The sequence below is a fragment of the Clostridium beijerinckii genome (genome assembly GCF_008705175.1).
Taxonomy (GTDB): domain Bacteria; phylum Bacillota; class Clostridia; order Clostridiales; family Clostridiaceae; genus Clostridium; species Clostridium beijerinckii.
This window is the reverse complement of sequence record NZ_CP043998.1, coordinates 2,351,547-2,365,808: the sequence shown is the minus strand read 5'-3', so window position 1 is coordinate 2,365,808 and position 14,262 is coordinate 2,351,547. Positions and strand designations below refer to the sequence as shown.

The 14,262-nt window shown below is 28.9% G+C and carries 12 protein-coding genes and 1 other annotated feature; of the genes, 3 read left to right on the top strand and 9 right to left on the bottom strand.

Annotated features, from left to right (window positions below; all coding sequences use genetic code 11):
• The first annotated feature begins 11 nt into the window (after positions 1-11).
• Together ahpC and ahpF are read left to right on the top strand one after the other, a co-directional pair.
• On the top strand, positions 12-575 hold the full coding sequence (gene ahpC, locus F3K33_RS10655; protein ID WP_039771963.1) for an alkyl hydroperoxide reductase subunit C: 564 nt from the start codon (positions 12-14) through the stop codon (positions 573-575).
• 11 nt (positions 576-586) lie between these two features.
• Positions 587-2,116, top strand: a complete 1,530-nt coding sequence (gene ahpF / locus F3K33_RS10650; protein WP_039771961.1) for an alkyl hydroperoxide reductase subunit F — start codon at positions 587-589, stop codon at positions 2,114-2,116.
• A gap of 106 nt (positions 2,117-2,222) precedes the next feature.
• On the opposite strand, the gene F3K33_RS26340 is transcribed toward ahpF, so the two are convergent.
• A complete protein-coding gene (locus tag F3K33_RS26340; RefSeq protein WP_167514412.1) occupies positions 2,223-2,378 on the bottom strand; it encodes a hypothetical protein in 156 nt (51 codons plus the stop codon).
• A gap of 146 nt (positions 2,379-2,524) precedes the next feature.
• Positions 2,525-3,160, bottom strand: a complete 636-nt coding sequence (locus F3K33_RS10645) for an ankyrin repeat domain-containing protein (RefSeq protein ID WP_039771959.1) — start codon at positions 3,158-3,160, stop codon at positions 2,525-2,527.
• A 445-nt stretch (positions 3,161-3,605) separates the two neighbouring features.
• On the opposite strand from F3K33_RS10645, the gene F3K33_RS27130 reads away from it, so the two are divergent.
• Entirely contained in the window at positions 3,606-3,842 is a 237-nt protein-coding gene (locus F3K33_RS27130) for a Spo0E family sporulation regulatory protein-aspartic acid phosphatase (protein ID WP_373866472.1), read from the top strand.
• A gap of 903 nt (positions 3,843-4,745) precedes the next feature.
• Here the strand turns inward: F3K33_RS27130 and F3K33_RS10635 are convergent.
• From F3K33_RS10635 to F3K33_RS10605, 7 genes are all read right to left on the bottom strand, one after another.
• Positions 4,746-5,414, bottom strand: coding sequence for a cell wall-binding protein (locus tag F3K33_RS10635; RefSeq protein WP_039771957.1), 669 nt, complete (start codon positions 5,412-5,414; stop codon positions 4,746-4,748).
• A 631-nt stretch (positions 5,415-6,045) separates the two neighbouring features.
• The gene (locus F3K33_RS10630; protein ID WP_039771955.1) at positions 6,046-7,917 is read right to left on the bottom strand and encodes a hypothetical protein; all 1,872 of its coding nucleotides are present in this window, start codon (positions 7,915-7,917) and stop codon (positions 6,046-6,048) included.
• Positions 7,918-8,110: 193 nt separating this feature from the next.
• Complete coding sequence (gatB, locus tag F3K33_RS10625) at positions 8,111-9,550, bottom strand: Asp-tRNA(Asn)/Glu-tRNA(Gln) amidotransferase subunit GatB (protein ID WP_017212623.1); 1,440 nt, start codon at positions 9,548-9,550, stop codon at positions 8,111-8,113.
• A 13-nt stretch (positions 9,551-9,563) separates the two neighbouring features.
• Entirely contained in the window at positions 9,564-11,003 is a 1,440-nt protein-coding gene (gene gatA, locus F3K33_RS10620) for an Asp-tRNA(Asn)/Glu-tRNA(Gln) amidotransferase subunit GatA (RefSeq protein ID WP_023976981.1), read from the bottom strand.
• A 15-nt stretch (positions 11,004-11,018) separates the two neighbouring features.
• Entirely contained in the window at positions 11,019-11,303 is a 285-nt protein-coding gene (gene gatC, locus F3K33_RS10615; RefSeq protein WP_012058353.1) for an Asp-tRNA(Asn)/Glu-tRNA(Gln) amidotransferase subunit GatC, read from the bottom strand.
• 272 nt (positions 11,304-11,575) lie between these two features.
• A complete protein-coding gene (gene aspS, locus F3K33_RS10610; protein WP_039771953.1) occupies positions 11,576-12,865 on the bottom strand; it encodes an aspartate--tRNA(Asn) ligase in 1,290 nt (429 codons plus the stop codon).
• A gap of 344 nt (positions 12,866-13,209) precedes the next feature.
• Positions 13,210-13,465: a binding site (T-box leader), on the bottom strand.
• A gap of 202 nt (positions 13,466-13,667) precedes the next feature.
• Entirely contained in the window at positions 13,668-14,222 is a 555-nt protein-coding gene (locus F3K33_RS10605) for a GNAT family N-acetyltransferase (RefSeq protein WP_039771951.1), read from the bottom strand.
• Positions 14,223-14,262 lie beyond the last annotated feature (40 nt).

The following is a 14,262-nucleotide window of genomic DNA, read 5'->3' as shown; positions in this document are numbered from 1 at the left end:
GGTAATATATTATGTCATTAATAGGAACAGAAGTAAAACAATTTAAAGCATCAGCTTACAAAAACGGTGAATTTATAGATATCACTGAAGAAAATTTCAAAGGTAAATGGAGTGTAGTTTGTTTTTATCCAGCAGATTTCACATTCGTATGCCCTACTGAATTAGAAGATTTACAAGATAATTATGAAACTTTAAAGGGGCTTGGTGCTGAAGTATATTCAGTTTCAACAGATACACACTACACACATAAAGCATGGCACGATAGTTCAGAAGCCATCAAAAAAATAACTTATACTATGATTGGTGATCCTTCACATACATTATCTCGCAACTTTGATGTATTGATTGAATCTGATGGTCTTGCAGATCGTGGTACTTTTATCATAGATCCAGATGGTGTTATTCAAGCAATTGAAATTAATGCTGGCAATATCGGTCGTGATGCAGCTGTAATAGTAAATAAAATTAAAGCTGCTCAATATGTTAGAAATAATCCTGGCGAAGTTTGCCCAGCAAAATGGAAAGAAGGCGCATCAACTCTTAAACCAAGCCTTGATCTTGTAGGAAGGATCTAAGAGGTACGCCTATGATACTAGATAAAGATATAAAACAACAATTAGCTCAATATCTTGAGCTTATGGAAGGCACTGTACTTATAAAAGTCAGTGCTGATTCCGATGATATATCCAACACTATGGTTTCTCTCGTAGATGAACTAGTTTCTATGTCTCCAAAAATAAAAGCTAAAAAATCAAAATTATTAAGAACTCCTAGCTTTAGCATAAATCGTACTGATGAAGAAACTGGTGTAGCTTTTGCAGGAATCCCTTTAGGACATGAATTTAATTCATTAGTACTAGCTCTTCTACAAGTTAGCGGAAGAGCCCCAAAAATTGATCAGAAAACAATTGATTCAATTAAGAACATTAAGGGAGAATACCATTTTGAAACTTATATTAGTTTAAGCTGTCATAACTGCCCAGAAGTTGTTCAATCTCTAAATTTAATTAGCATCCTTAATCCAAATGTGACTCATACAATGATTGATGGTGCCGTTTTTAAAGAAGAGATAGAAAGTAAAAATATACTTGCAGTACCATCAGTTTATTTAAATGGAGAATTCTTTGCAAGTGGCCGCATGACTATCGAAGAAATTCTTGCAAAAATCGGAGAAGCCCCAGTTTCAGAAGATTTTGCAGATAAAGATCCATACGATGTGCTTGTTGTTGGCGGCGGTCCTGCAGGTGCAAGTGCTGCTATTTATGCCGCACGTAAAGGCATTCGTACTGGAATTATCGTTGAACATTTTGGTGGTCAAGTATTAGATACTATAGGTATTGAAAACTTTATAAGTATTAAATATACAGAAGGCCCTAAACTTGCAGCAAGCCTTGAAGAGCATGTCAAAGACTATAACGTTGATATAGTAAACTTACAACGTGCTAAGACTATAGAAAAAAAAGACCTTATTGAGATTGAACTAGAAAATGGTGCACGTTTAAAGAGTAAAACGGTAATAATTTCGACAGGTGCCCGCTGGAGGAATGTCGATGTTCCTGGAGAAGAAGAGTTTAAGAATAAAGGTGTGACATATTGTCCTCACTGTGATGGCCCTTTATTTAAAGGGAGACATGTTGCAGTCATCGGTGGAGGTAATTCAGGCATCGAAGCTGCCATTGACCTTGCTGGAGTTGCTAGTCACGTAACTGTTTTTGAATTTATGCCAGAACTTAAAGCAGATTCAGTTTTGCAAGATCGTCTTTACAGTTTGAATAATATAACCGTCTTAAAAAATGTTCAGACTAAAGAAATTACTGGAACTGATAAGGTAAATGGAATTACCTATATTGAACGTGACACAGGAGAAATTGAGCATGTTGAATTAGATGGTGTATTTGTCCAAATTGGACTTGTGCCAAATACTGATTGGTTAGGAGAAACAGTCGATCGTAATAAGTCAGGCGAAATTATAATTGATAACCATGGTGCTACTAATGTACCAGGAGTATTTGCTGCAGGAGATTGCACTAATACCCCATACAAGCAAATAATTATTTCCATGGGATCAGGAGCAACAGCTGCCTTAGGTGCATTTGACTATCTAATAAGAAACTAATAAAAGAATCCCTTTGCTATAAAAACTATTACTGCAAAGGGATTCCTTATTTTTTCTTATATTCTAAATTATTATTTCAATCTAAGAATTAAAACTATTTTAAATTTCAATTCTTTCCAACTATTCCATCTGTTTTTCCTCTACCTTTATCTTTGTTATTAGGAAAACCAATTTCTGCACCAACATCTGACTTTACCGCATTTGAGTCAGTTCTTTTTTTAGATAGTGAATTTTTATGCACTCCGCTATTATTTAATGACATTTGAATCTACCTCCTTAATCATAATTTTATTTTGCAGTAATATGTTAACCACAATTATAAATTATACTCGGTAGTAATATTATCATAAAAAAGATTCTAAAATTATATAACTAAATTTAACTACTCTATAGTATCTAAGCACTTAATTATACACTTCTCTTTGCTCCATGCTCCATCAATATATTTTCAATAGATTTATTTTTACAAAGATATAGCGGTGTGTGACCTAAATTATTCTTTGAGTTTATATCTAGTCCAAGAGAAACTATTTCGTTTAAGTATTCTTCAAACTTATCAGTATCACGACAAGTTAAATAGTCATCATGCAAAAGAGTATTGCTATACTTATCTCTATGTTTAATATCTGCACCATATTTTATAAGAAGATTTAAAAGCTCTACCGAATAATTAAAGTTACAATAAAATATAGGAGTTTTTCCTGATATATTTTCAGCATTTACTTTAGATCCCTTCTCTAACAGTAATTTAATGACGTCCATCTTAGGACTTACTCTCGCACAGATTCTATGTAATGGTAGTTCTTTCAAATAACTTTGATTACTATTTATATCAGCACCATTATTTACTAGAAATTGTATTATGTCAAAGTAATTTTTCTCACAATTATCTATAGCAAAATGAAGCAGGCTAGTATCATTATATTTTTCATTAATATCTCCGCCATTTGTTATAAAATTTTTAAGTTCCTCCAAATCCCCTTCTTTTATTATTTTCAAAATAGATTTTGGTCTTGACCCAAACAAAATTTCATGAATATTCATGATAATTACCTCCAATAAATTACTATATATCTTTTAGTGATTTTTAATTCGAATTATTTCCTCACAAGTGAATACTTTCTTTTTTAATTCATCTATACATTTTAACATCTGTTTCATCAGTTTTTCAATGCTAATATTCTTTAAATTATATCTATATATCTATCAAGGTCATAAAAATATCCTTCATAAGTTTTAAATAATAATCTTTATAGTTTTATAACTAGTTCTAGTTACATTCGAACTTATATTTAGTTTGAGATACAAAGTAAATAAACTAAGTTTTTTGGTTCCTAACTATTTTAAATAATATGCATATTAATATACAATTTTATATTTTCCAGTAATTTAATATCTCTTTATATATCATCTAACTAAATTAAACTACTCATTTTATCTGAATAAAACAGCATGTATATTTATACAATATTTTGACATTATTTGTAGTATGATTTTTTTTGAAAATTTATTTTATGTAGATTATAATTTATTTTATGTGTATAAATTAGTAAAAAGAGGTACTATCATGAATAGATTTGAATTATTTAAGTTAAGATATAATATACGTTTAAGAAAATGTCTCCTAAATAATATGCTTTGTATTCTTTCTCCTAGAAATAAAATAGTTATCCGTATTTCTCAAAATCTGGACAAGCACATTGTTAAATATCAAAAAAAGGCCTAAGAATGAGGATCTTAGCCCTTTTTTGATGATTACTCATCCCTCTCATAATCATTAATTTTATACCCATCCTTATTTTACTATCTTTCAACAATATCTTCACTTATTTTTGTATTACTTTTTTATGTGTATTTTTATCTTTTTCTACAATATCCCGGTATAAATTTATTTTTTCATGTCGTTTTAGAATTCAACATAGGATATATAGTATTTTCATGTCATTGATTGTAATACGATTTATTTTGATAAAAAACTCCTTATATTTTATACTTTAATTGTACGAATTTACTTCAATACTCTCTAATTTTAGAGCGGCTTATTTCCTTGATAAGTCGTTCTTTTTTATAATCATTTTTTGAATAAATTCAGAAAACTAACGCAACAAAAATCTATAAATCCAACTTTATTCCTATATAAATATTTTTAATAACTATTAAACTTTATTTTTTAGTTCTTCTTTTCTTTATAGTAAGCGGTCTACTTTTTTGTATAGATAAACAATTTAATAATTAGACTTATTAGATGAACATATTCACCAAGTTGCTAAAACTTTGAATCCATATCTTCACTAGAAATCATAAATATATTTTCATAGCTTTTTGGAACAAAATATTTATGATTTCGGAAGTTACCACATAAATTTAATTTTAGAGTTGGGTGTCTGCATATCAGTGCTAAAAATTTAAATATTTATTTTGTTTATATTAAGTTAATAAATTTGACACAATCATGTAACATTAATAATATACAATTAAACTTGTAAAGTAGTTAAAGCATTATTATTTATCCCCTTAAATAATAATAAAAGAATGACTTATTTCCCTAACTAAGTCATTCTTTTTTTGTACTGAACAATATTATTTAAGCACTTAGAAATACTCAATATCACCAATACATAAAATGTTATTATAATCTTGTAACTGTACTTTGTAAAGCTCCATAATCATCAAATTGATAACTCTTGCCTGCATCCAAAATAGAAGTATTAACCATTTTCCCTCTTAGATTTTCGACATCAGTATCTGATTCTCCATCAAAATTAGAAAAGTAGAACCAATTTCCATTAATGCTTTTCCATCCTAAACAGCGTTTTCCGTTCTCCATGTAATACCAGTTAAAACCTTTGGTACTACCCAATTGCTTCCATCCAGTAAAATTCTGTCCATTTTCTGTATAGTACAAATAGTTATTTTTATTTATCATTTTACCAATAACTTTATCATTCTCTATATAATAGTAATTATTAGATATATTCTTGTTTTCTCCATTTTCAATTTTCCATTTATAAGAATTTGAATCTTCATATTTTCCGCTAGGATTGCTTGCTGCAACTCCATTTGAATATATTCTATAACCATTTATTTGCGTATCTTTAGCCATATATCCATTTTGATAGAAATAATACCAATTTCCATCAACTTTTCTCCAACCAGTAGCCCATAGATTTCCTTCACTATACCACCATCCAATATTATCTTGCTTCCATGATGCGTTTGCCCCTACTGGGTTCAATAGCATTATTGATGTGGCGATCATTGATAAAGCTACGGCTTTTTTCCAACAGTTTTTTATCACGTTATCATCCCCTTAAACCTTTATATCATAATTATATATGATTTACATATTTTGTCAAACTAATAATATGCATTGTTGTATTCATTTACCAAATTCATATTATTTTAAATTATGCAATATAGCAAAAATATAGTCTACATAAATTAATTATAATTTTAAGTGTAAATAAAAAAATCGCAGGCGACTGTGGTTAAGTTCCGTATTGTGCTTCGCACTCTTTTCATATGTGTAGATTTTTTTCACGCATCTGCCTTTTCGAACGCATGTGAGAAAAATTTGGCAGGCGAATATGATTTATTTTTTATTCTTTTATAATAATTAACCCTAGTAAAACATACTATTATAAAGTTATACACAGATTTAATTGAATTATAATTTCCTAAAGAATAAAAAAACTTCAGTTTTAGATGATTTCATAATACTGAAGTTTTCATATATAATATATAACCTAATCGCTAAATAAAATTAAAATTTATCAAACCAATTTAATATATATTCTGCAATGCACAATGCACATTTCACATTTCACAATTCACAATTACAGATAAAATTCTTGTAATATTTTTAGACTTATAATGAAGAATTATTTTTGCAATATATATTACCTAGCATTTATCTGCATTTCTATCTTTCATTGAAGTCGAACTTCATATCTAACTATATTATCACTAATTTTTTTGAACATCTCTCTAAACGCACTATAAAAATCATCCATAGTTATATTTGTTTCAATTTCCAAGGCCTTGTATAAATTATTTGTATTAAATTTTTTTCTTGATATATTTGCTAGAAATGCACTTTCAAAATAATTTATAGCGTTTTCTTCAAGCCTTCCTTTAATAGATTTTATTAATTTTTCTTTATCTTCTTTAGAGATTTCGCCATTAACACTTACTAAAATTTTATTCTCATTAGGATGAAATCCAACTGTTTGATAACCATAATCAACCATCATTTTTAATATTCTTTTGCTATCAGTATAATCGCCACTCCTCATACTAAAATCAATTGGTTTATTATCTTTTTTTGTAGTTAAACATTTTGTAACTTTATATTCTTTATAATTATCTTTGCGATTTCTTATTATCGTATGAATCTCACTGTAAGTATAATTTTTGCACTTCCTATCGATTTTTTCATTTTCATCACCAATGATTCTCTTCCACTGATCGACTAGATATCCATTATATCTTTCATAAAGCATTCCCATAAGAGCTTGCACTATCATTCTCTCTTGATTCAAAGAAATACTAATTAGTCCGTCCTTATTTGATGATTTTATCTTTATAGGATTGCCTAATCTTTCACTTTCTTTTCTAATTAGTCTTAATAATTGCACAAAATCATTGTGTGTGTCCAATTTATCTAATGTTCTTTTGTTTATATCTTTAAATTGTTCTGTTACAATAACTTTATCTTCTTTGATCCCTAATTTTTTAGCTGTAGCATATTTCAATGTATCTATTAAATCTTCTCTGGAATTGGAATCTAATAAGTCGTTTTCAAATAAATGATTTTTATATGATTCAAACTCGTTTAAGACATAAAATATTCTCTTCTTTAATGTAGTATCATTTATATTTTCTTTCAATTCCAAAAGATGTTCTAAATTATTACTACATTTAGATATAACCATAAATAATTCTTTATAATCCTCGCCAACACGATTTTCTATTGTTTTTGCTATATTTTCACCTTTAGGGCAATCAATAAATATTATTCCTAAGTATCTCGCTTTGCTAGCAGGAAGCTTAATATATGCTCTTTCAACCATAAGATCACAAGAAGTATTTATTCCGTAAATGACATTACACAAATTTCGGAAATCTCTATTTAAAAACTTATTAATATAATCTTGAGCTTCATTTGCATATTCATGCCCCTCTTCATTACATTCATAGTATTTTGAAATCATTTTCAACCATTTGCTATAATGTTTATGAAACTCATCTTTGAAATCTCCAAAATAACTCTTCCATATATGCTCATCTTTCTCTTCAAAATTATCAAAGTCATCAGAAGAATTTATTTTCCTTAATTCAATAAGCAATTCATTAAAATTAATATCTTTAAATACATTTTGTATACTATTAACTTCATAAAATTTAATTAAGGAAACATTATTAATTTGATTGTTTAAAGAATTATAAAAAGCTTTCTTAAAACCTTCTTCACTAAAATTATCGTTTTCTACACAATTATCTTTATCAAGAATTAGATACGCCTCATATAGTGATTTTATAATCTCATCTTTAAGTTTTTCAACCATGCTAAGTTCATTTTTCAAGCATAAATAAACATTAATAAAATTGCTTTTTGTAGATGAGCACAGCATTTCTGTTGGAAAACTAATATAGTTGTCACTTTTTAAAAAATCTGTTTCTTCAAAAATTCCATCTTTAATAACTACTTTTTGCAATTGAGATTTCCCTAAATTCTCAAGATCTATCACGTTTACCCTTGTCTTAGTTTCATTTTCAAATTTGTTTATGATATTCCCCATAATTTCCTCCCTTTATTAAAATATAATGGAGCTTGAGTATTTAACATATAAGTTAATATATAATATTATTTTTTGTAAATATTTATTCCAATAAAACAAGGCAAAATGCACAATTATTTAATTCATGAATTAGGTAAAATAAAAAGGAGAGCTTTTGCATATATAATGCATGCTCTCCATTTCAATTTAATTTTTAAATCTCACTAAGTTTTTTGTCAACAAGTTCTTTAGCAACTTTTGGGTTCGCTTTACCTTTTGACAATTTCATTACTTGACCCATTAAGAATCCAGCACTTTGTGTCTTTCCTGCTTTAAAGTCTTCTACTGATTGAGGGTTATTTGCAATTACTTCATCAACTATTTTTTCAAGTTCATCAGACGAACTGATTTGCATAAGCCCTTTTTCTTCAATCATCTTCATTGGATCTTTGTTTTCATCAAAGATTTCATCAAGAACTTCTCTTCCTACATTATTGCTAATTTTACCTTCTTCAACTACCTTAAGAAGCTTTGCAAAGTTTTCAGCTTCAAGAGGCATATCTTCAGATTCCATTTTTCTATCATTTAATATTCTTAAAATATCACCTAATATCCAGTTAGAAGCAATTTTAGGCTTAGCACCTAATTCTACAACTTTTTCAAAGAAAGTAGCAAGTCCTTTATCACCTATTAAAATATCAACTTCTTTTTCTGTAAGTTCATATGAAGTTAAAAATCTTTCTTTCTTTTCATCTGGCATTTCAGGTAAAGATTTAGTTATTGTTTCAATTTGTTCATCATAGATTATGATTGGTGGTAAATCTGGTTCTACAACATATCTATAGTCATCTGCTTCTTCTTTAGATCTCATAGAGATTGTTTTACCTTTTGCAGCATCCCATCTTCTAGTTTCTTGAACTACCTTATGACCTTCTCCATAAGTATAAAGTTCTCTTTGTCTTCTTTCTTCTTTTTCTAAAGCTTTTTGAAGTTCTCTAAATGAGTTAATATTTTTAAGCTCTACCTTAGTTCCATATTCTTTTTGCCCTACTGGTCTTAATGAAATATTAGCATCGCATCTTAATGACCCTTGTTCCATACGACAATCAGAAATTTCACCATATTCTAAAATTGATTTAAGCTTTTTCATAAACGCTACAGCTTCACTAACACTTCTCATATCTGGTTCTGTAACTATTTCTGCTAGAGGAACACCAACTCTGTTATAGTCTACTAAAGAAATTGGTTCTCCTTCTACGTGAACTAGCTTTCCAGCATCTTCTTCTATGTGAATTCTATTTAATCTAACTTTTACTTGCTTTCCTTCATGTTCAAATTCTACAAGCCCACCTGAACAGATTGGTAAATCAAATTGTGAAGTTTGATAATTTTTAGGAAGATCGGGATAAAAATAATTTTTTCTATCCATTTTGTTATATTTATTTATTGTACATCCTAGTGCAGTTCCTGCTTTTATTGCTAAATTTACAACTTCTTCATTAAGCACTGGAAGCGTTCCAGGGACCCCTGTGCATATTGGACATGTATTAGCATTAGGTTCTGCTCCAAATTTAGTTGAACAAGAGCAGAAAATTTTTGTCTTCGATTTTAATTCTGCATGTATTTCAAGTCCTATTACTGTTTCAAAATTCATCGTAATTCCCCTCCTATAATTCAATAGCTAAAGCTTGCTCTAAGCTATATGCAGCTTTGAATATTTTTTCTTCGCATAACATATCACCCATCAATTGAATTCCAATTGGTAAGCCTTCTTTGCTCTTTCCTGCTGGAATTGATATTGCTGGATTTCCAGCTAAATTAACATTAATAGTGTAAATGTCAGCTAAGTACATTGATAATGGATCAGCCTTTTTTTCACCAATTTTAAAAGGTAATACAGGTGAAACTGGTCCTACTATTAAGTCATATTTTTCAAAAGTCTTTTTAAGATCATATCTTAATTTTCTTCTAAAAGCATCTGCTTTCTTATAATAAGCATCATAATATCCAGAAGCAAGTGCATATGTTCCAAGCATTATTCTTCTCTTAACTTCTGCTCCAAAACCTTCAGTTCTACTGTTTTCAACTAATTCATCTAGATTTGTGTAATTTGGAGTCTTATAACCATATCTTATTCCATCATATCTATCTAAATTAGTACTTGCTTCAGCAGATGACATTATATAATAAGCTGCTAATCCATCCTTAATTATAGGAAGAGAAAATGTTTCAACTTCTGCTCCTAATTCTTTTAATTTATCTAAACTATTTTTTACTGATTCCTTAATTTCTTCATCTAATCCTTCACCAAAGAATTCTTCAGGGACACCGATTTTCATACCCTTAATTCCATCTTGAAGACTAGCAGTATAATCTATTTCTTTTAAATCTCTTATGCTTGTAGAATCATATTCATCAGTTCCAGAAATTATATTTAAAATATAAGCACTGTCTTCTACTGAATTAGAAAATGGTCCAATTTGGTCCAATGATGAACCAAAAGCAATAAGTCCAAATCTAGAAACTAATCCATATGTAGGTTTTAATCCTACAACACCGCAAAATGCTGCTGGTTGTCTTATAGATCCACCGGTATCAGATCCTAACGACACTGGTGCGAATTTTGCTGCAACTGCTGCTGCTGATCCACCTGATGATCCTCCTGGAACTCTAGTTATATCCCTTGGATTTAAAGTCTTTTTAAATGCCGAGTTCTCATTTGAAGATCCCATTGCAAATTCATCCATATTTGTTTTACCAATAATTATTGCATCTTCAGCTAATAATTTTTTTATTACAGTTGCATCATATGGTGGAATAAAATCTTCAAGCATTTTTGATGCACAAGTAGTGTTTACTCCTTCTGTACAAATGTTATCCTTTATAGCTATTGGAATACCTGCAAGTCTTCCTAGAGATTCACCAGCTTTTACTTTAGCATCTATTTCTTTAGCTTTAGCCAATGCTTCTTCACAAGTAAGAGTTAAAAATGCATTTATAGTCCCTTCGTTTTTTGTAATTTCTTCAATATATGATTGAACTAGTGCTTCACTAGTTAATTCTCCACTTTTAATTTTTTCTACCATTTCTTTAATATTCATTTGCATTATCTAGTCACCACCCTATTCAATAATCTTTGGTACTTTAATATAAGTCTCTTGCATGTCTTTAACATTTCTAAATAAATCCTTACATTCGAATTGTTTAACTTCATCTTTTCTTACTACTGGCTTTAATTCTGCCTTATTATCTATATCTTCTTTAATATCTAAATCTAATTCATTTAAATATTGAAAATGCTCTAAAATATTTTCAAATTCTTTTGCAAATTTAGCAGCTTCTTCATCAGAAAATCTTAATTTAGAAAGCTTTGCTATATATTTTACTTCATCAATACTAACTTTCATTAATTTCACCTCATCAAATTTTTTGTCATTATAATGCTGTTTAAAACACTATGTTAAAATTCATTAACTTTGCATAAACTAATTAGCTTTATTCAATAGAAGCTTTTTAGGTTTCTATTGAATAACTTTTTTAAATGAAACTCGACTCACTACGTTCGCTGAGTAGGTTCGACTTAACAAATATAAAATTTGAAGTCTTACTTAAGGAAACTCGACTCGCATTCGCTCACTGAGTAAGTTCGAATATCCAAATGTAAAATTTGGATTCTCACTTACGGTGTTAATCTCTTCATGTCTCTTGGGAATAATGATGCTTCTCTTATATTTCCAAGGTTTAATATTTGCATTGTAATTCTTTCTAGACCAATTGCAAACCCTCCGTGAGGTGGCATTCCATATTTAAATGTATCTAAATAGAAAGCAAAGTCTTCAAGCTTTAATCCTAGTCTTTCCATTTTAGCTTTTAACATTTCATAATCATGTATCCTTTGACCACCAGTTGTAATTTCAACGCCCTTGAAGATTAAGTCGAAACTCTTTGTCATTTCTCTATTTTCTTCACATTCCATTGCATACATTGGTCTCTTAGCTGTTGGATATTCTGTTAGGAATACATAGTCACTATTATATTTTTCTTTAACATATTTATGGAATAGTGCTTCACCCTCATTATCAATATTTCCAACTGGAGATTTTTTATTAAATTCTGTTAATAAAATTTCTTGAGCTTTAGCAAGTGGAATTCTTGGAATATTAATTTCTTCTGGAAGAACCACATCAAATAATTTCAATTCTTCAGCACATTTTTCATTTAAGTGTTTATATAAATATCTTATAAAGCTTTCTTCCATTTCCATAAGATCAGTTTCGTCTTTTATAAAGCCCATTTCAACGTCTAAACTAACATACTCATTTAAATGTCTCCAAGTGTTGTGAAGTTCTGCTCTATATGCATAACCAACTTCAAATACTCTTTCAAAACCTGCTCCAACCATCATTTGCTTCCAGAATTGAGGACTTTGTGCAAGGAAAGCTCTTCTGTTAAAGTAATTAACAGTAAACATTTCAGATCCACCTTCTGTTCCAGAATGAGTTATCTTTGGAGTATGGATTTCTTCAAAATCATTACTCTTGAAGAACATTCTAAATGCTTCTTCAATTTCATTTTGAACCTTGAAAATTGCTTTTTTCTTAGGAATTCTAAGACTTATTGTTCTATAATCCAATTGAGTTTCAAGAGCAGCCTTTTCTTTAAAGCTTTGAATTTCAAATGGTAATTTGTCATAATATACAGTTCCTGCTATTTTAATATCTGATACTTCAATTTCCATTCCCTTTGGAGCCTTTTCATTTTCGCGAACTATTCCAGTTACTTCTACTGCATTTTCAAGTCTTAAACCTTTAATTTGTTCCTTAGTACATACTAATTGAATTATCCCAGATTTATCTCTAAGTAAGATAAATGAAACATGTGAAAGATCACGAATTTTATGAACCCAACCTTTAAGTAATACTGTTTCTTCCCCGTTAACTGCTAAATCTTTAATAAATATTCTTTTCATGATTATTGCTCCTTTTCCCATATATTGATTATTTTTACATAAGATTTTTATAGATATTTTGTAAAAATAAATATTTTTATTTTAATTAAAATTTATAACAAAAAAATCGTAGGCGACTGTGGTTAAGTTCCGTATTGTGCTTCGCACTCTTTTCATATGTGTAGATTTTTTTCACGCATCTGCCTTTTCGAACGCATGTGAGAAAAATTTGGCAGGCGAATAAGATTTTTTTTATTCTTTTCTAAATACAAATACTATTCAATCAACCTTTTTTAAGTTATCTACAGATTTTACTGAAATATAAATTCCTAAAGAATAAAAAAATCTCGTCCCTATGCATTATGCATAGGGACGAGATTAACTCGCGGTACCACCCTAGTTAGTTTATAAAAAACTCACCTCAATGAAGTACAAAACATTATTGTTTTATACTCTCCACTTTTAACGGTATGGACCCGATTAAGCCTACTCTTTTAATCTAAAATTTCGGTTAATAGCTCCGAAGTGTTCTTCAATTCAAGACTCATACAGATATTCCACCATCATCTGCTCTCTAAAAATCATCTATTTGAATTTACTTTTCTTCATCATTGCATATATAAATTTTAATTTCTCAAAAATTAATTTCTTTATTATTTATAAGCATATTTGCTTTATGGAATTCATTATATTGCAAAATAATTTATAAATCAATACTTTTTTTAAAAATTTGTTAATGAATTTTCAAATTATACTTTTTTATGAATAATTTTCTTGAAATGCATTTTAAAATAAACTAAGTTTTTACAGTGCTTAGAGTTTATCATTTTAATTCTTTCATTAAAACAAATCTTCTTAATCCACCATATTTTAATTTATCTTCCATAACATTATACCCAAGTTTTTTAAATGTATTCAGGCTATATTTATTATCAGGATAAACTGTTGCACAAATACAATTCATTCCTGCTGTTTTGCTTATTTCTTCAAGAGATTCACACATTATCTTTTGAAGTTTATTTCCTCTATAATCATCCAAAACCATAGTTGATTCAATCTGCCCTACCTTAAGCAACTTTTCCCCTTGAATTTTTATATCATGTCCATAATTATGTTCATCGTATCCATATTCAATATATGCTCCTATAGCAATTAGCTCATCTTCATCTAACGAAACACAACCCAAGACTATACCTTTTTCATTTATAGCAGTTTCAAATTCTTTTTTATCTGAACATACAAAGAAATCTTTGTTTTCTAATCTTGTATATACATCATCTTGTAATTTCATAATTTTATCGATATAGCTTACATCCAATAGTTTCAATCGGGCTTGTACAACACTTTTATCTTTTTTATTTAATACTATTTGTTTCATTCTACTTTAGTAAGAATACAACTATATTTCTTACTAGTCC

Bases quoted from the DNA above. Each gene is read 5' to 3' on its own strand.
- ahpC (WP_039771963.1), top strand. From the start codon at position 12: ATGTCATTAATAGGAACAGAAGTAAAACAATTTAAAGCATCAGCTTAC.
- ahpF (WP_039771961.1), top strand. From the start codon at position 587: ATGATACTAGATAAAGATATAAAACAACAATTAGCTCAATATCTTGAG.
- F3K33_RS10630 (WP_039771955.1), bottom strand. From the start codon at position 7,917: ATGGGGAATATCATAAACAAATTTGAAAATGAAACTAAGACAAGGGTA.
- aspS (WP_039771953.1), bottom strand. From the start codon at position 12,865: ATGAAAAGAATATTTATTAAAGATTTAGCAGTTAACGGGGAAGAAACA.
- gatB (WP_017212623.1), bottom strand. From the start codon at position 9,550: ATGAATTTTGAAACAGTAATAGGACTTGAAATACATGCAGAATTAAAA.
- gatA (WP_023976981.1), bottom strand. From the start codon at position 11,003: ATGCAAATGAATATTAAAGAAATGGTAGAAAAAATTAAAAGTGGAGAA.
- F3K33_RS27130 (WP_373866472.1), top strand. From the start codon at position 3,606: ATGATTTTTTTTGAAAATTTATTTTATGTAGATTATAATTTATTTTAT.
- F3K33_RS10645 (WP_039771959.1), bottom strand. From the start codon at position 3,160: ATGAATATTCATGAAATTTTGTTTGGGTCAAGACCAAAATCTATTTTG.
- F3K33_RS26340 (WP_167514412.1), bottom strand. From the start codon at position 2,378: ATGTCATTAAATAATAGCGGAGTGCATAAAAATTCACTATCTAAAAAA.
- F3K33_RS10605 (WP_039771951.1), bottom strand. From the start codon at position 14,222: ATGAAACAAATAGTATTAAATAAAAAAGATAAAAGTGTTGTACAAGCC.
- gatC (WP_012058353.1), bottom strand. From the start codon at position 11,303: ATGAAAGTTAGTATTGATGAAGTAAAATATATAGCAAAGCTTTCTAAA.